General features: G+C 60.0%; 17 protein-coding genes. 9 read left to right on the top strand and 8 right to left on the bottom strand.

Annotated features, from left to right (window positions below; translation table 11 throughout):
• The 4 genes from LB568_RS27345 to LB568_RS27330 form a co-directional block, all read right to left on the bottom strand.
• Nucleotides 1-1,446, bottom strand: coding sequence for a type II and III secretion system protein family protein (locus tag LB568_RS27345; RefSeq protein ID WP_224731761.1), 1,446 nt, complete (start codon nt 1,444-1,446; stop codon nt 1-3).
• Nucleotides 1,447-1,501: 55 nt separating this feature from the next.
• Nucleotides 1,502-2,542: a Flp pilus assembly protein CpaB gene (gene cpaB / locus LB568_RS27340; RefSeq protein WP_224731760.1), complete on the bottom strand. Its 1,041-nt coding sequence runs from the start codon at nt 2,540-2,542 to the stop codon at nt 1,502-1,504.
• A gap of 94 nt (nt 2,543-2,636) precedes the next feature.
• Nucleotides 2,637-2,837 (bottom strand): Flp family type IVb pilin, encoded by a 201-nt coding sequence (locus LB568_RS27335; RefSeq protein WP_224731759.1) that lies wholly within the window; start codon nt 2,835-2,837, stop codon nt 2,637-2,639.
• A gap of 15 nt (nt 2,838-2,852) precedes the next feature.
• Nucleotides 2,853-3,080 (bottom strand): Flp family type IVb pilin, encoded by a 228-nt coding sequence (locus LB568_RS27330; RefSeq protein WP_224731758.1) that lies wholly within the window; start codon nt 3,078-3,080, stop codon nt 2,853-2,855.
• A 424-nt stretch (nt 3,081-3,504) separates the two neighbouring features.
• On the opposite strand from LB568_RS27330, the gene LB568_RS33725 reads away from it, so the two are divergent.
• The 8 genes from LB568_RS33725 (at nt 3,505) to LB568_RS27290 (ending at nt 11,420) form a co-directional block, all read left to right on the top strand.
• Complete coding sequence (locus tag LB568_RS33725; RefSeq protein WP_224731757.1) at nt 3,505-4,779, top strand: phosphatase PAP2 family protein; 1,275 nt, start codon at nt 3,505-3,507, stop codon at nt 4,777-4,779.
• Nucleotides 4,780-4,958: 179 nt separating this feature from the next.
• Entirely contained in the window at nt 4,959-6,344 is a 1,386-nt protein-coding gene (locus LB568_RS27320) for a CpaF family protein (protein WP_224731756.1), read from the top strand.
• Nucleotides 6,344-7,315 (top strand): type II secretion system F family protein, encoded by a 972-nt coding sequence (locus LB568_RS27315; protein ID WP_224731755.1) that lies wholly within the window; start codon nt 6,344-6,346, stop codon nt 7,313-7,315. Before LB568_RS27320 ends, LB568_RS27315 begins: the two co-directional genes overlap by 1 nt.
• 18 nt (nt 7,316-7,333) lie before the next feature.
• Nucleotides 7,334-8,284 (top strand): type II secretion system F family protein, encoded by a 951-nt coding sequence (locus LB568_RS27310; protein ID WP_224731754.1) that lies wholly within the window; start codon nt 7,334-7,336, stop codon nt 8,282-8,284.
• A 65-nt stretch (nt 8,285-8,349) separates the two neighbouring features.
• Nucleotides 8,350-8,898, top strand: a complete 549-nt coding sequence (locus tag LB568_RS27305; protein ID WP_023767807.1) for a tetratricopeptide repeat protein — start codon at nt 8,350-8,352, stop codon at nt 8,896-8,898.
• Between the two features lie 9 nt (nt 8,899-8,907).
• Nucleotides 8,908-9,447 carry a prepilin peptidase gene (locus tag LB568_RS27300; protein ID WP_224731753.1) on the top strand — a complete coding sequence of 180 codons (540 nt, stop codon included), beginning with the start codon at nt 8,908-8,910 and terminating at the stop codon, nt 9,445-9,447.
• Between the two features lie 293 nt (nt 9,448-9,740).
• Nucleotides 9,741-10,409: a methyltransferase family protein gene (locus tag LB568_RS27295; protein WP_224731752.1), complete on the top strand. Its 669-nt coding sequence runs from the start codon at nt 9,741-9,743 to the stop codon at nt 10,407-10,409.
• Nucleotides 10,410-10,424: 15 nt separating this feature from the next.
• Nucleotides 10,425-11,420 carry an acyltransferase family protein gene (locus LB568_RS27290; RefSeq protein ID WP_224731751.1) on the top strand — a complete coding sequence of 332 codons (996 nt, stop codon included), beginning with the start codon at nt 10,425-10,427 and terminating at the stop codon, nt 11,418-11,420.
• Nucleotides 11,421-12,055: 635 nt separating this feature from the next.
• Here the strand turns inward: LB568_RS27290 and LB568_RS27285 are convergent.
• The 4 genes from LB568_RS27285 to LB568_RS27270 all read right to left on the bottom strand — a co-directional run bounded on the left by LB568_RS27285 (nt 12,056) and on the right by LB568_RS27270 (nt 15,014).
• Entirely contained in the window at nt 12,056-12,256 is a 201-nt protein-coding gene (locus tag LB568_RS27285) for a KTSC domain-containing protein (protein ID WP_224688865.1), read from the bottom strand.
• 99 nt (nt 12,257-12,355) lie between these two features.
• Nucleotides 12,356-13,468 (bottom strand): mannonate dehydratase, encoded by a 1,113-nt coding sequence (locus LB568_RS27280; protein ID WP_224731750.1) that lies wholly within the window; start codon nt 13,466-13,468, stop codon nt 12,356-12,358.
• Nucleotides 13,469-13,471: 3 nt separating this feature from the next.
• Nucleotides 13,472-14,257: an SDR family NAD(P)-dependent oxidoreductase gene (locus LB568_RS27275; RefSeq protein WP_224731749.1), complete on the bottom strand. Its 786-nt coding sequence runs from the start codon at nt 14,255-14,257 to the stop codon at nt 13,472-13,474.
• Nucleotides 14,250-15,014 (bottom strand): FadR/GntR family transcriptional regulator, encoded by a 765-nt coding sequence (locus LB568_RS27270; protein ID WP_224731748.1) that lies wholly within the window; start codon nt 15,012-15,014, stop codon nt 14,250-14,252. Before LB568_RS27270 ends, LB568_RS27275 begins: the two co-directional genes overlap by 8 nt.
• 166 nt (nt 15,015-15,180) lie before the next feature.
• On the opposite strand from LB568_RS27270, the gene uxuA reads away from it, so the two are divergent.
• Complete coding sequence (gene uxuA, locus LB568_RS27265; protein WP_140780397.1) at nt 15,181-16,365, top strand: mannonate dehydratase; 1,185 nt, start codon at nt 15,181-15,183, stop codon at nt 16,363-16,365.
• The last annotated feature ends 120 nt before the right edge of the window (nt 16,366-16,485 follow it).

Genomic DNA, 16,485 nt, shown 5'->3' with positions numbered 1-16,485 from the left:
CTATTTCTTGACATAGAGCATCTTGTCCTTCGATTTGAAGTCGAGCATGTGGCCATAAGGGCCGGTGACGCCGTCGCCCGTTTCATATTTGCGGATCATGTCCTTGTTCACCTCGAGCTGGCCGAGCACGAAGAACTCGGGATCGTTGGCCGGCCGCGTCTTGTCGAACGGGGTCGCCAGCTGTTCGCCGGGCTTGACCGGTCGCACGATGTGCGGCGTGACGATGACCACCAGCTCGGTTTCTTCCTTCTGGTTGCTCGAATTGCGGAACAGCGTGCCGATCACCGGCACCTGGCCGAGCCATGGCACCTGGTTCTGGAGCTTGGTTGTCTTGCTGGACAGAAGTCCGCCGACCGCGAAGCTTTGGCCATCGCGCAGTTCGACGACGGTATCCAATTTGCGGTTGGTGAAGATTGGGTCGCCCGCGCTGGTGAAGCCGGTCAGGTCGCTCACCTCCGGCGCCAGCTTCATGTGGATCTTGTCGTCGGCGAGCACGACCGGAGTGAACTGAAGATTGACGCCGAATTGCTTGTATTCGATCTGGACCTGGCCATTGGCATCGACGCTGCGGATCGGGACCTGGCCGCCGGCGTTGAAGCTGGCCGGTTCGCCGGAAAGCGTGGTCAGGTTGGGCTCGGCCAGCGTACGCACGACGCCCTTGGCCTCGAGCGCCTCGATGATCAGGTCGACCTTGATGTTGTTGTCGATGACGCGAGTGATCAAAGCCGCGAAGGGATTGCTGTTCGAAAGCAGACCGCTGACCAGATCACCCGCTCCGAGTTCCGCTCCGTCCTTGTCCACGGTGGCGACCCCGGTTCCTACCCGGGTCGTGCCCCTGCTGTTCGTGCTTCTGATCGACACGCCAAGATCCCGCCCGGCGTTGCGCTTGGCTTCCAGCACGCGCACTTCCAGATTGACCTGCTGGCTGTCATCCACGGTGACTGAATTGATGATGGCGTCGGGACCATATTGCTGCGCCACCTGCATGATGGCTTCCAGCGTGGCGCCATCCTTGACATGGCCGCCAAGCCTGACCTTTCCGTTGATCGAACCGATTTCGATGCGCGACCGTGGCGATACTTGGCGGATGGCTGCCGCCATGTCGCTGACATCGACGCCGACCTCGACCTGGATGACGCCGAGCGAGCGCTTGTCGGTGGAGAACAGATTGACCGTGGTTGTACCGGCGCCCTTGCCGATGACATAGAGCGTCCGGTCGGTCATGGGCTGCGCATCGGCGATCTTCTCGTCGCCGACGACAATGTCACCCAGATTGGCATTCACCTGCAGCGTCACCGATTGCGACATCGGCAGGAAAACACGATGGACGCTAGGGTTCGACACGTCGATAAATCTGTCGGCCGCATCGGCCGCGAGGCTCGTCAGCAACAACGCGCCCAGACAGGACAACGCCGCCGCCGCCTTCCTCATCCAAAAGCCCTGCATCCCCGTCTCCCCAATCGCTGCCCGTGGCAGCGCCAAACTCATCGCCGTGCCGCTGTTATGGTTGTCGCGGCACGTCATATGTCTCGAGCTTCACGCCCCGAAACACGCCCACAGTCACCTGTTTAGGCGGTTCCGGCTGCACGTATTTGACCACTTCCTTGACGACTTCCCGGACTTCCGGAGCCGACACCACTGCCGGAGCCGGCTTCACCTTGCCCAACGCGTCGAGGCGGCTTCCCACCTTTTCTACGGCCTGGGTAAGCCCGGCAATCTTGTCGTCCGCGCGCTTCCGCTCCTCGGCAGCGGCAGCCTCCGCTGCTGCCTTCTTGTCGAGCTCGGCCTGCCTTTTGGCAACGTCCTCCGGCGTTTCGCCGGTCAGATCCGACAGCGTCACCCTTTCGGTCGTCTCGCCCTTGCTGGCCGCGGCCTGGCGCAGCGCCAGCGACAATTGGCCGGCGCCTGCCGCCAAAGTCAGCTTCTGCGCATCCTTGGTGCTGGCCTCGAGCGTTACCGCCTTGACGACCGTCGGACTGTCCTTGCTTTCGTCGGCAACCTGATCGACGGCGAGCACCTTCATGCTCTGCAGCAAAACATCGACGAAGCTCTTGTCCGCGCCATCGGTGTCCCGAACCGTGCGCGTGAGAAGTATGTCGACCCGATCGCCCGGGAAAACAAACCCTGCAACGCCTAGAACGTCGTTGACCCTGATGGAAACGGCTTTCATGCCTTCGCCGAGCACCGCCGAGAGCGTTGCGCGTTGGCCAGGACCGGTGATCTTGGTGGCCAGAACAGGCTCATTGGTGCCGATCGCCTGCAACGCCTGCTTGGTGCCGTCGCCGGCCAGCGCTTCTTTCGTTGTCTTGAAAGCGCCGGCTGGAACCGCGCCCGCCGGCCACGCGATTTCGCGCAGCTTGTCGTCGGTCAATGTATCACCGAATTTCAAAGGTACGGTCGCCACCACGACCGTGTCGCGTGGGACGTCATCCGTCCGCGCCATGGCATTGCGCTGGCTGGCCAGCCAGATATTGGCAAGCACCACCGCCAGCACGCCGAACACGCCGGCTAGAACGATCATGATAAGCGTATTAGCGCGCATCTTCCCACCCCACCATCGCCCGCTGGGCGAATCTCAGCCCCTACAAAGCGCAAGGTTCTGGGCCGAAATCGAGCGATTCCGGCCCAGCAGATTTCTAGCAAGTACTCCCGGGAGCACCATTAGTGCCAAGCTTGACGCAAAGACCGGTGAACTGGCTGCCGACCCATCCGCCGATGGCAATAATCGCAACAATCGATGCCGCTGCGATGATGCCGATCAGGATCGAGTATTCCACCATGGCAGCGCCGGTCTCATCGTCGTGGAACTGCCTGGCTATGTCGATAAGCCGCTTCATGGCGATCTTTCCTGATCAACCAGTCGTGCTGCAACTGCCAGTGGTAGTGCCATCAGAGCTGAGACCCTTCGAGTTCAGCTTCGTGCACAGGCCGCTGAACTGGCTGCCGACCCATCCGCCGATAGCGATGACCGCAACGATCGATGCCGCGGCAATGATGCCGATCAGGATAGAGTATTCGACCATAGCAGCGCCGTTTTCATCGTCGCGGAACTGCCGGGTCATCGTCATGAGCTTCTTCATGTCAATTTCTCCCTTTGGAGGTTTGAACCCGACGAGACAGAGCCAAGGATGTACCCCATACCCAGCATCCCCCGTCATCTCGATCCTAGGTCCCGAGAAATTGCCGAGTCAAACGGGATTAACGGTTCCTTAACTTTCCAATACATGAACTGGCGAGTTTAAAACGGCCTTAAATTTTACCAAGAGCTTGATTCGGCTAATTTTTCAAGCGCTCTTAACCATTCGTTCACAATTATGTCCACCAGCTAATTGAGGGGCAGCTATTTTAGCAATATGGCATATTCCTTTATATCTAAGGGGTTATGCCAATTGCAGGAACGGATTCCTGGGGCGCGGCACGTAGGGTACCCAGGCGCACTAAAGCGTAATGTGCGCTACCCGTGTTTGACGGCGTGCAGACCTGAAATAAAAACGATATTTTTCGGTGCCGCTTCTTAACTATGTTGAAAGTATTGGTCCTTTCCCAGCCCGAGGGCGCTTGTCCCACACGTGGTTAACCGTTACTTTAGGTCTTGCGAATTTAGAGGAAGATAACGTGATGGGGCCGCCGATGCCTGGACGGGCGGAAAGCGAAGGACGGGCATTCTCGTACTCGTCGCTTCCGTCGGGCGACCCGACCGATCCGGTGGCGGCCACATCATCTATCCGCAGGCCGTTCGGATGGACCCGATGGGACACGGCAGAATTTGGAAACGGTCGGCTTGTTGCCTTTATTTCAGCCTTGTTGGCCGGAGCTGTGGTGACAAATCTGATCTGGTTGCCGTTCTCGACCGTATATCTCAATAGATCTATCTGGTTCGATGTGGCGATGGCGATGCCCATGGCCTTGCTGTGGGTGCTCCTTGGAACGATGCGCCTTCAACTTCGCAAAACGCCTTTTGGCTATCGCGACATGTTAAGTGAGTTCGCTGGCAGGATACAGGCGCTGGCTATGGCGTTGACTGTTATAACCCTGTTTTGCCTAGTGCTTCTGCTCGTTACCTATTTGGCGGCCGCGACAAGCCGTCCACTGCTGGACAGCTATCTGGCTGCGGGCGACGCAAGCTTGGGCTTCGACTGGGTCGCCTATGTAACGCTGCTCAACGACTACCCATCGATCGATCATGTGCTTTCGATGGCCTACAACAGTTTGAGCGTACAGTTATTGCTGCTGCCGGCCATCCTCGCGTTGACCGCCCGATCGGACCGGCTGGAGGAATTTGTAGCGCATTACGGAGTGGCCGGCTGTTTGATGTGCCTGGTCACGATGGCAGTGCCGGCGGCAGGGGCCTTTGAGTTTTACCATCCGTCGCCGGATATTTTGAGTTCCTTTGATCCCGGCGCCTCAACGCGGCACCTTGGGCAGCTTCATGCTCTGCGGACACTGAAACCATTCCTGCTGGAACATCCCGAAGGTCTTGTCTCGTTCCCTTCCTTCCACTCCACCCTGGCTGTGATCTTCGCCTATTCGATGCGTGGCATCCGCTATATCTCGCTTCCCGTGTACGTTCTCAACGCGATGCTGGTCCTCGCGACATTTCCCGAGGGCGGACACTATCTCGTCGACGTGCTGGCCGGATTGGCAGTCGCGGCCGTTGCAATTCAATTTGTCCGCTGGATTGCCAAAGGCTGGCCGTCCCTGCAGCCAAATTCGGACGTCGCTCAACGCTCGCCCGGCCGACAACTGGATCGCGGCACGCAAGGAACACGGGCGCACTAAGCTTAGTGTGCGCCAGCCGTGTTTGGCGTCGCGGAGACCTGAAATAAATAAGATATTTTCGGGCGCCGCTTCTTAACTATGTTGAAAGTATTGGCCCCGCGTGGGGCGCCGTGGCGCTTGTGCGCCGCTTGGTTAACGTTTAGTTTCCGCTAATATGCGTCGGAGGGGTATAAGGGATTATGCTGGGGCGATTCATCAAGGGTGGCGAGTCTCGCATCGAGCCAAGGGCTGACTCGATCGCGGTTCTTCCCGTTGCGCCGGCGCCGGTGCCTGCCGCCGACCTCGGATCGGATGGCGACAATTTCCTGACGCTCAAGGTCGAGCTTCATCGCCATTTGATCGATCGGTTCAATCTGACTGCGCTTGAAAGTGCCTCCAAGGATGAGATCCTGAATGAAATCCTTCCGATCGTTCGCGAATTCGTTCGAAGCAGAAACGTGCCGCTGAACGCGCGCGAACTCGACCAAATTACCAGCGAAACCGCCGACGAGATGCTCGGGCTCGGGCCGATCGAACCGCTGCTCAAGGACGACACGATCACCGACATAATGATCAACACCCACAAGCGCGTTTTTATCGAACGGCGCGGCATCGTCGAAGAGACGGCCATCCGGTTTCGCGACGAGGCGCATCTGCTGCGGGTCATCAACAAGATCGTCTCGAACATCGGCAGGCGCGTCGATGAGTCCTCGCCGATGGTCGATGCCCGGCTGGATGACGGCTCACGCGTCAATATCGCGGTACGACCGATTTCAGTCGACGGCCCGCTGGTCTCGATCCGCAAATTCTCGAAAAATCCCTATTCGCTCGAGCGTTTGATGGCATTCAATTCGATCCGGCCGCCGATGATCGAACTGCTGCGCATCGCCGTCCAGGCACGCAAGTCGATCCTGGTTTCCGGCGGCACCGGCAGCGGCAAGACGACGTTGCTCAATGCGCTGTCGAGCTACATCCCCTCGAGGGAACGCCTGATCACCATCGAGGATGCGGCGGAGCTGCAATTGCAGCAGCCGCATGTCGGTCGGCTCGAGACACGCCCGCCCAACGTCGAGGGCAAGGGCGAGGTTCGCCAGCGAGAGCTGCTCAAGAACGCACTGCGCATGCGGCCCGACCGCATCATCGTCGGCGAGGTGCGCGGCGAGGAAGCCTTCGACATGCTGCAGGCCATGAACACCGGCCACGAGGGGTCGATGACCACCATCCACGCCAACACGCCCCGCGACGCGATCTCGCGGCTGGAGCAGATGGTCGGCATGGCCGGCATGCCGATGACCCACGAGTCCATTCGGGCGCAGATCGCTTCGGCCATCGACATCATCGTGCAGACCCAACGCCTGTCGGACGGCGGCAGGCGCGTGACGTCCATATCCGAACTGACCGGCATGGAAGGCAATATCGTACAGCTCCAGGAGATCTATAGCTTCGTGCGGCGCGAGGTGACCTCGGACGGCAAGGTAATCGGAGAGTTCCGCGCCACCGGCGTTCGTCCGCGTTTTGCGCCGGAGGCAGCGACGCTCGGGCATCATTTTGCCAAGGATGCCTTCAACCCGCAGGTTGCCCTCTGATGCCGACCGGCCAGGCATTGCTGTACTTTATCTATATGCTGGCGGCGGCTTCGGTCATTCTCGCCGGGGAAGCCCTGTATCTTTCCTTTGCCGGGCGCCGATCCCGGATTGGGGTGATCAACCACCGGCTGAGGCGGCTGGCGGACGAAGCGCCAGCGGAACAGACCCTGCAGGGATTGCTGCGCGAACGTGGACTGACGGAATCAGGCGACTTTCTATTCGGCATGATCTGGCTGAACAGGCTTTACACCCAGTCCGGCATCACCGGAAACCCAATGGTTTTCGCCGCGACGTATCTCAGCGCTGGATTGGCGATCGCATTGCTGATGTCGGTCCTGTTGCATTTCTCCACCTTGGCGTCGCTCATTGCTTTTCTGGTGATCGGAGTTGGGCTGCCGCTTCTCGTTCTCCGCCGCGCCCGCAACAAGCGCATTCTGAAATTTGCAAAACAGCTCCCGGATGCGCTCGACATGATCGTCCGTTCGCTGCGCGCCGGACATCCGGCTTCGGTCGCGGTCGCACTCGTAGCGCGCGAAATGCCTGATCCGCTCGGTACCGAATTCGGCATTGTTTCCGACGAAATCACGTTTGGTCTCAGCATCGAGCAAGCAGTGCGGAAGCTGTCGCAACGCGTTGGCTTCGAAGGCCTCCACCTGCTGTCGATCTCGCTGTCGATCCAGGCCAAGACCGGCGGCAATCTTACCGGGATCCTGTCCAATCTTTCCGTGGTGCTGCGCGAAAGGCAGAAACTCAGGATGAAGATCAGGGCACTTTCGGGAGAGGGCCGCGTGTCCGCGTGGATCATCTCGCTGTTCCCCGTTGTCATGTTCCTGATCCTTCTGCTGCTTGCCCCGTCCTACTACGGCTCCGTCTGGGGCAATCCGCTGATCTTGCCGGTGTTCACGATTTTCGGGCTGTGGGCGCTATTGGGTGACTTCATCATGTACCGCATGGTCAATTTCGATTTCTGACGGGGGCGAAGCATAAACTTGTTTTCGATCATCCAGGATCTGAGCTTTTTGATCTCCGCTGCCGTCTTCGTGGCGGCGGTTGCGCTGTTTCTGTTCGGCGCGCTTGTGTTTCTCCCGGCGCTGCAGACGCGGACGCTGGTCGCGCAAAGCCTGAAGACGGAAGGTATTGCCGATCGCCGCTCGCTCGCTGGACAGGAACTGCTCGCGAAGATATCCGCGCAGCGGCCGGTCGACGCCTATTTCCGGTCGATGGAGAAGGAACGGGACGAACCAAATGCGCTCGAGGCGAAGCTGTTTCGAGCCGGCTTCTATCAGACCAGCGCTCCGCTCATTTACACCTTGTCACGGCTTGCTGCCGCCTGTGCTGGTTTTCTGGCTGCCTATGCGCTCTTGTCGCGAGTTCTCCCGCCTCAAATGCCCGGCTTCATAGGCTTTGCCGGTTCTGCTCTTTTCGGGCTCGCATGCATCGTGGTGCCCAGCATTCTGCTCGATCGCTTCGAGAGTGCGCAGAAGGAAGTCTATCGCCGCGCCTTTCCCGATTTCATGGACATGATGATCACCTGCGCGGACGCGGGCATGAGCCTGGAGGCGGCGGTGGAGCGTGTCAGCAGCGAGCTGGCTGGCACCCATAAATGGCTCGGCATCCAGCTTTCGATCATGAATCTGCAATTGCGTGCCGGAAAGCCGTTGCGCGAGGCGCTGCGCGATCTCGCCGACCGAATCGGCCTTGACGAGGCGCGGGCGCTGGCCGTGCTGTTTCGGCAGTCGGAAGAGCTCGGCACCAGCCTGACCGACGCTTTGCGGGTCTACAGTGAAGAGATGCGCAGCCAGAGAATTCTTCATGCCGAAGAACGCGCCAACTCGTTGCCCGTCAAAATGATGATTCCATTGGGGCTGTGCATCTTCCCGGTGGTGATGATGGTGATCATGTTGCCGGTGATCATCCGCATGAAGGGCATTTTCTTCTGAAACGGTATATGCTTAGATTCTAAAACAGAGTCGCAGGACTCTCGGGGGACAAAATGACAGGGCCAATGCGCCTCTCAGTCGCAGCCGCAGCCAGTCTGTTGATGATGGCGCTTGTCGGCTGCCAGACGAACGGCGCGGACACCACGGGTGGTGTCGTCCGCACCAACGAGCCGTCGAAAGGCGACGTAACGTCGTTCGGCGATGCCTTCGATGGGTTGAAGACGGTCAGCGACGTCGAATATTATGCGTCGGACCAGGCCGTAGCGGAAGCCAAGAACCAGTTTCGCGCCGAGAATTACGGCAATGCCGGCGCCCTGTTCTTCAAGGCGACGCAGCTGGCCCCCAATGACGGCGGCGCCTGGATGGGGCTGGCCGCCTGTACCGACCGGATCCACCGTTTCGATCTTTCCGACAGGGCCTATGGCCGAGCCTTCAAGCTAATGGGTGCGTCGCCCGAATATTATAACAATGTCGGCTATTCCTATCTGCTGCGCGGCAAGCTGCAGGACGCACGCGCAAATTTCCTCAAGGCCTATGAACTGGCGCCCAACGACCCTACAGTAGCCAACAATCTGAAGCTTCTGTCGTCCAGCGTGCAGAATATAGAACGGTAGGCAATCCCAATGCTGCTCGCCGTCGCGCTTCTGTTCAAAGCCTTCGCCATTCTGCTCCTTGCAAAGATCGCCTGGACGGATTTCAGCGTGCAGAAGATCACCAACCGCGACGTATTGCTGTTGCTCTGCTTGGGACTTGCCGCGCTGCAACTGCATTCGCTGCAGACCGGCTCATGGCTGGAGATGGGCATCAGTGCGATTGGCGGCTCCATCCTGTTCGTCGCACTCTTTCCATTCTGGCTGTTACGCAAGATTGGAGCCGGTGATGTGAAGCTGATGAGCGTCACCCCCTTTCTCATCGGCGGAAGCAACCTTGCCGTCTTTTCCATGCTGCTGATGGTCTTTGCGATCGCCACGGCCGCACTGGTCAAGAATCCCTTTTTGCTGCCGGCAGGATTATTTCGCCATTATGTCGAGCACATGGATCGCAAAGGCGTCGTACCCTTTGGCGTGCCTATATCGGCAGCTGCCATATGCGCGATGGTTACGCAGATATATTCGGCGCTGGTGGTCGCCACCAGTTCGGGAATTCTGGATCAGCTTAACTGACGATAGTCCGCTCCGCCATGCGAAGCGCGGGCCATCCAGCCGCATTCAGCGGCAACGCCAACCAAAACGCAAACATCGCGCTGTGAGGGCTGAGTGCAATCGTCGCAATGGCTGAAATCAGAATTGAGATCGGCGCCAGGACGCGAAGCAGGGTAAGAACGTTGGGCATTTGGCTAGGGTAGGTCCGATAGATTAATCAAAAGTTTAAAGGGCACACCGTTAACTATTTGCGAACCATATTCTTGCGGGAGCGCAGAAGAGATGCTTAGGTGATTACTTAGGTAGGGGGTGAGATGTTGAACGAAGATTTTCTTGGCCGCATTGCTATTATCTTTGCCATGATGGTCTTGGCGACGTCCAGCGCGACACCCCTGTTCCTCTATTTCCGTCAGGACACCTCGGAAATTTCGCTCGCAATCGTCACTCAAGTGGCGTCAACCGTGTTTCTGTTGCTGCAGCTCGTGATGACCATCGCCCGCCTTCCGCCGAAGGGAACCGCGCAGGGGATTGAACCGCGGATTACCGCGGTAGCTGGAACCTTCATGATCCTGCTCGCATTGAACCTGGCCCCGGCATTGCAAAATGAGGCGGCGCAAGTGACGGCGCTGTGCCTGGTTTTCATCGGTACGGCCAGTTCGATTTTTTGTCTCTATTGGCTGGGCCGTTCCTTCTCTCTCATGGCGACGGCTCGTCGCCTGGTCACCACTGGCCCGTACTCGATTGTGCGGCATCCGCTTTACATCTGCGAGGCGGTATTCGTTCTCGGGATGGTGCTTTCGCATTTTTCAATGCTGATGGTGGCACTGAGCGCATTTCAATTTCTTTTGCAGTATAGGCGCGCGAGAAATGAGGAGGCTATCCTTCGGCAAACCTTCCCGGAATACGGCGACTACGCTCGGCGTGTCCCCATGCTCTTGCCGCGGTTCCTTGGTGGGGCCATACCAAACCCTGGCGGCCAATAGTCAGGGCCCGCCCGGTTGATCTGGTCCTTGCAAGTACTTCGCTTCGTCGCCGCGCTGATGGTCGTCTATGTCCACGCAGCCCAGACTGCCGTTACGGCCACCGGATCCAATGGCCTGTTGCCTCACGATTTTCAGGTTGCCGGCTTTGCGGGCGTAGACATCTTCTTTGTCATATCGGGAGTGATCATTGCCAGGACGGCACCTGGTCTGACCTGGCGATCTTTCGCCTGGAGACGGTTCCGGCGCATTGTTCCGCTCTACCTGCTGATCAGCATCCCCTATGCGATCGTCGCCTACAGAACCGGCTTCGGCTGGCGGGACGCGTTGGCGACGCTCTTGCTATGGCCGGCTACCGATCAAATGACCGCGCCAGCACTGCCTGCGGCCTGGACGCTGTGCTTCGAAATGCTTTTCTACGCCGCCGCGACCATCGTCCTCATAGACCGGCGACTGCTGGTCGGACTCGTCGGTATTTTCGGCCTCGCAATGATGTTTCGCTCGGCGGGTCCGGTCCCGCAGTTTCTTGGCAACCCGCTGATCATCGAGTTCGGTTTCGGCGTCGGTCTCGCCTACATGCCCAGGTGGAAACCGGCGGTTTGGTGCCTGCCGATCGGCGCCGCGGCGATGATAGCCGCCGGCTTCATCGGGATAGCGCCGGGAGGGGGGACGATGGAGTTTCTCGCCGGCGATAACGGCTTCCAGCGCGTGCTTGTCTACGGTCTCCCGGCGGCGATGATCGTCTTCGGCACGATGCAGATCGACGCGAAACCGAGCGTGTGGACTGCTCTCGGCGATGCCTCCTATATGCTCTATCTAATCCACACTCTGCCGATAACGCTGCTTCTGATGGTGTGGACCGCTTTTCCGATTCCTCCGGACCTTGTCATCGTGATCGGCACAGCCACATCAGTTCTTTTCGCTTGGCGGATGTACATCAGGTTCGAGCTGCCGCTGCGCAAATTCCTGCGCCGGCATGATCCCGAGCTGGAAACTGGCTTCCGTCCCGCGTAAGGGGTCGATGGCTGTTGCCTTTAGGCAATCCCAGGCTCCCAGCAGCATTCCTCGACAAAATCAGCTGTGTTTATTCGCGAATGGCCCTGTATCTTTATATTCGCAAGTGCTAATAAATGATGGTTCGCGGTACCGACGACCCCCCAGTACCCCCAAACACCGCGATCGTCGAGCGTCGGCGAACCAAGCCCTCCAACCCCGGTTTGCCGACGCTCATTCGGGCTTCGACGGCAAGAATGTTTGCCATTCCACGGCAATCGATCGCGTCCGCGGTCGCGCTGTCGGCAAAACCCTGAGATGCCTGTCGCGAGACGCGATGAAATGCGATCCGAGGGCCTTCAGGCTCCCGTCAGATGTACCCGCGCCAGGAGTTGCCGTGGTGATCAAGGTTGGAAGAAAACTCCTGGTGTTGGGTCTGTTGCTGGCGATAAGCGGCTGCCAAAGCGGTCACCGCTATCGGTCAGGTCCGAAGCCCCACGTCAGCCACGCCGGCCGCACATGCAGCCCGAGCGGCTTCGGGCAGATGGCGCATTGCTTCTAGAAGCAATTCCAGGAAAAGTGTGAAGCGGTTTTCCGTCCGGAATTGCGTCAAAACAAAGAGTTGGAACCTTGCCAGGAAAAGCGCGTAGCGCCTGTCATGCCACGCGGCGGTAGCTGTAGCGATCCCGGATGAATTCGTTGAAGAAGCGGCCTTTCGAGGAAGCCTTCCTGAAAGCGGCATAGGTCGCCGGGGCAACGTCCAGATAGTCATACCGATTGCCGCTCGGCACGAACCAGACGGAGAGGGTCCTGGTGGCGGGATCGTATTGTGTGTTCCGGATCGCGGTCGATGGCATATCGGCACCTGACTGCCCAGCCGGATTAACCCGCCAGGCCTGGTCCGGTTCCGTGCCGCGCCGTGGCCCCCACGGCGCTCATGCCGTCGCCAATGGTCATCAGGCTTGCATCCGGATGCTGGTGGATTGGGTGCGCGAAGGCCCGAGTGCGGCGGCATTCTGGACCAGCGCGCGCATGTAGCCCAACGCAAATGCCTTTCCGGCGTGCCATGGCGCGTCGCAGGACATTTCCGGCGTATGGTCGGGGATCATCACGCCGTCATAGTTTTCATCGCGCAGGATGCGCACGATCTCGGCCATGTCGATGTCGCCATCGTCGACGAAGGTCTCGTGATATCTGGGCACCTTGCCGCGCACGTTGCGGAAGTGGATGTAGCCGATGTGTTTGGTCCGGGCGAAGCGCCGGACATGTTCGTAGATCTCGTCCGAGCCCGGCATTTCCTGCAGCGAGCCGAGGCAGAGTTCCAGCCCATTGGATGGCGAGTCGACGATGCCCATCAGCCGGTCGTATTTCTGTGGCCGGTTGACCAGCCGCGCGGCACCACGCAGCGCCTCCGCCGGCGGATCGTCGGGGTGCGCCGCCAGCAACACGCCGGCCTCCTCGGCCACAGGAACGAGTTCCTGCAGGAAGCCGCCGAGCCGCTGCCAGAGTTCCTCGCTGCTGACCGACACCGGTTCGGCATTCGGCCGGCCGGCGCGGTAGCGCATGTTCCAGACGACACCGTCGGGCAGCGGCAGGTCGGGGTCGATGGCGGCGAGATCGAGACCCACCGACATCGCCTCGCCGCGCGCGAACGGCCCGCGCGACCAGCCCCAGACACCGGCGATCGAGAAATTGTAGCCAATGCAGGGAATGCCGGCACGCCCGGCATCGCGGACAAGCCGCTTCAAGCCTTCGATCTGCCTGGCCCTGTCGGGACCGCCGAGCAGCACGTCGGACCAGAAGCGCGGCGAGAAATTCTCGATCGCGGCGATTTCCAGACCATTGTCGCGCACGGTCTTCACCAGGCCGGCGAAATCCTCGTAGTTCCAAAGTTCGTCGGTGGAGCAGTCGCCCCAGCCTTCCTTCTCGCTGCCGGCGGACAGCGAAGGATCGCGGCCGCGAAAATAGTTGGTGAGGTGGGCGACGATATGAGTGGCGCCCGCCTGACGGGCGAAGCGGAAATTCTCCGGTGTAAGCGACTCCCGGTAAAGGCCAAGACCGATCTTCATGGTCTATTTCACGCCGATGCCGGCGGTCAGGCCGCCGTCTATTTTGTAGTCGGCGCCGGTGCAGAAGCCGGCTTTCGCCGAACACAGGAAGGCGATGAGTTCCGCCACCTCCTCCGGTTCGCCGACACGGCCAAGCGGATGCGCCGCCCCGAAGCGCCTGTAGGCCTCTTCGACATCGGCGTCGCTGCCGCCTTCGCCACGCGCGGCCTTCTCCAGGATCGGCGTGCGGATCGAGCCCGGGCTGACGGAATTGACCCGGATGCCGGATGCCGCGTAATCGAGCGCCAGCGAGCGCGTCAGCGTATGGATGGTGCCCTTGGTCGTGGCATAGGCGGCCACGTTCTGCTGGCAGGCGAAGCCCTGCACCGAAGCGACGTTGACGATGGCGCCGCCGCCGCGCTTGACCATCTCCGGAATGCCGAAATGCGCGGTCAGGTAGATCGATCCGACATTGACGGTCATTGCTCTGTTCCACGTTTCCCAGTCGGTCGTCGTCGCGGTTCCATAAGGGTGGACCGCCGCGGAATTGACGATGATGTCGATGCCGCCGAACCGCTCGACGCCGGCCGCGACCGCGTCACGAACCTGGTCGGAAACCGAGACATCCACTGTCTGCACCAGCGCCTTGGCTCCGGCCTTGACGAGGCCTTCCTGCATGGCGGCATTGGCCGCCCGGTCGATGCCGCAGGCTATGACGGCGGCACCGCCCTGCGCCAGCCGCCTTGCGGTGGCGAGTGCTATTCCGGTCGTGCCGGTGATCAGCGCGACCTTGTTCTTAAAATCAGACATGGTGCAAATCCTTGAAAGAAATCGGGGTCCGTACGTTTTCGAGGTCGTCGGGAACGAAGCGCAAGCCGAAATCGAGATGCCGGCTCATCAGGTAGCTATAGGCGATACGGTCCCGCGCGCGCAGCGCCGCGATGATCTCGCCATGGGCGCGGCGTGTTTCGCTGAGGATCGGCCGGATGGATTTGCCGACCGTCATGATGTGCAGGATGACCGGCGACAGGAACTGATAGGTCTGCACCAGCATGCGGTTGCCGGCGAGCTTCACCAGCGCGAGGTGGAAATCGAAATCGCGCTGCGCGGCCTCCTGCACATCCTTGCTGGTCTCGATCAGGCCGTTGACCTCGTCAAGGGCGTCGATTTCGGTGGCGCTGGCATTGAGGATGACGTGGTCGCCGATGCTCACTTCGATGATGCGGCGAAACCCCTGGATGTCGTGAAAGGAGGTCTTCGAAATGTCCATCTGGGCGGCGAAGAAATTCTGGATCGCGACATTCTGGCGGTCGGCCAGCACGGCGCCGACACGCGGCTTGGGATCGATCAGGCCATAGGTCCGGATCGTGCGCAGCGCCTCGCGTATCGTGTTGCGGCTGGCGCCGAACAGTTCGCAAAGTTCCCGCTCGGTGGGCAGCACGTCGCCGACGGACATCGAGCGATTGCGGATGAGGTCGAGGATCTGCCGTACGGTCTGGTCGACGGCCGAACTGCTGACCCCGGCGTCGTCTGTCGCTCGAGTCAGGTCGGAATCATCTTGTTCCACGCGAATACCTCTTGCCATTTGTTGGACCAAGGCTACGGCGAACACGATGGGAAATCAACTGGAAGCGGGATGAAATGGCCAGAGGTAGCTCTTGGGAGTCATAGTCTGGCTTGTTGACAGCCTTGTGGTCCAACAATATGGTTGCCGAAAATGTCGAGGAGGCTTCATGGAACAGTGTTGGCGCTGGTATGGTCCGGATGATCCGGTGACGCTTGAGCATGTCAAGCAGGCTGGAGCGACCGGCGTGGTTTCGGCGCTTCATCACATCTATGACGGCAGGGCCTGGTCTGAGCCCGAAGTGCTCGAGCGCAAGCGGATCATCGAGGCTGCCGGCCTGACATGGTCGGTCGTCGAAAGCATCCCGGTCCACAATTCCTTCAAGATCGGCGCGCCAGAACGTGAGCGCTATGCCGGCTACTATCGCGACTCGATCCGATCGCTTGCCAAGGCCGGCATCGCGACGATCTGCTACAATTTCATGCCCGTGGTCGACTGGACCCGCACGGACCTGGCCTATCGGCTGCCGACGACGGGCTATGCCCTGCGTTTCGATGCGATCGATTTCGCAGCCTATGACCTGTTCGTGCTGAAGCGCAGGAATGCCGAGGCAAGCTATACGCCGGCTCGCATCGCGGAGGCCGAGACGCGGCTGAAGGAATTGACGCCTGAGAAGATCGACCAGGTCGAGCGCAACCTCATCGCCGGCCTGCCGGCGACCGAGCGCAGTTACAACCGCGACAGCTTTCGCGAGGCGCTGGCGGAATATGATGCGATCGGCCCGAAGGAACTGCGCGAAAACCTTGCCTGGTTCCTGCGCGAGATCATTCCGGTGGCTGAAGAGGAAGGGGTGCGCATGTGCATCCATCCCGACGATCCGCCCTTCTCGCTCTACGGCCTGCCGCGCATCGTCTCGACCGCCGAGGATGCGCGTTTCATCCTCAAAACCGTCGACAGCCCGGCCAATGGCCTGACGTTCTGCACCGGCTCCTACGGCACGCGCGCCGACAACGACATCGTCGCCATGGTCAAGGAATTCGCCGACCGCATCCACTTCGTTCATCTGCGCAACATCACCATCGAGGAAGATGGCTCCTTCTATGAGGCCGAGCATCTCGAGGGCGGCACCGACATGGCGCATGTCATTCTAGCTCTGATGCAAGAAGAGACGCGTCGCCGCGGGGAAGGCCGTGCCGACTGGCGGATCCCGATGCGTCCCGATCACGGTCACCTGCTTGCCGACGACATCGGCAAGAAGAAGATCAATCCCGGCTATTCACTGATCGGCCGGCTGAAAGGCCTCGCCGAACTGCGCGGCATCATGCGCGCCGTGGAGCGGTTCGGGCTGGCATGAGGATGGTCGGCGGGCGATAGCTTCGCCGTTTGCATATGTAAAAACTATTTGTCTAGGTGAAAATACCTGCTACTACAGCGGGCCGGGCACGCATGCCCGGTTCCAGGGAGGAATTGCCTG

This window comes from Mesorhizobium sp. B263B2A, assembly GCF_020165775.1.
Taxonomy (GTDB): Bacteria; Pseudomonadota; Alphaproteobacteria; order Rhizobiales; family Rhizobiaceae; genus Mesorhizobium; species Mesorhizobium opportunistum.
The sequence above is the reverse complement of the archived record's forward strand: the minus strand, read 5'-3'. Positions and strand labels throughout refer to the sequence as shown.

What these genes read in the sequence shown, in the direction of transcription:
- LB568_RS27345 (WP_224731761.1), bottom strand. Translation starts at nt 1,446, where the DNA reads ATGCAGGGCTTTTGGATGAGGAAGGCGGCGGCGGCGTTGTCCTGTCTG.
- cpaB (WP_224731760.1), bottom strand. Translation starts at nt 2,542, where the DNA reads ATGCGCGCTAATACGCTTATCATGATCGTTCTAGCCGGCGTGTTCGGC.
- LB568_RS27335 (WP_224731759.1), bottom strand. Translation starts at nt 2,837, where the DNA reads ATGAAGCGGCTTATCGACATAGCCAGGCAGTTCCACGACGATGAGACC.
- LB568_RS27330 (WP_224731758.1), bottom strand. Translation starts at nt 3,080, where the DNA reads ATGAAGAAGCTCATGACGATGACCCGGCAGTTCCGCGACGATGAAAAC.
- LB568_RS27320 (WP_224731756.1), top strand. Translation starts at nt 4,959, where the DNA reads ATGCTGGGGCGATTCATCAAGGGTGGCGAGTCTCGCATCGAGCCAAGG.
- LB568_RS27315 (WP_224731755.1), top strand. Translation starts at nt 6,344, where the DNA reads ATGCCGACCGGCCAGGCATTGCTGTACTTTATCTATATGCTGGCGGCG.
- LB568_RS27305 (WP_023767807.1), top strand. Translation starts at nt 8,350, where the DNA reads ATGCGCCTCTCAGTCGCAGCCGCAGCCAGTCTGTTGATGATGGCGCTT.
- LB568_RS27300 (WP_224731753.1), top strand. Translation starts at nt 8,908, where the DNA reads ATGCTGCTCGCCGTCGCGCTTCTGTTCAAAGCCTTCGCCATTCTGCTC.
- LB568_RS27295 (WP_224731752.1), top strand. Translation starts at nt 9,741, where the DNA reads ATGTTGAACGAAGATTTTCTTGGCCGCATTGCTATTATCTTTGCCATG.
- LB568_RS27285 (WP_224688865.1), bottom strand. Translation starts at nt 12,256, where the DNA reads ATGCCATCGACCGCGATCCGGAACACACAATACGATCCCGCCACCAGG.
- LB568_RS27280 (WP_224731750.1), bottom strand. Translation starts at nt 13,468, where the DNA reads ATGAAGATCGGTCTTGGCCTTTACCGGGAGTCGCTTACACCGGAGAAT.
- LB568_RS27275 (WP_224731749.1), bottom strand. Translation starts at nt 14,257, where the DNA reads ATGTCTGATTTTAAGAACAAGGTCGCGCTGATCACCGGCACGACCGGA.
- uxuA (WP_140780397.1), top strand. Translation starts at nt 15,181, where the DNA reads ATGGAACAGTGTTGGCGCTGGTATGGTCCGGATGATCCGGTGACGCTT.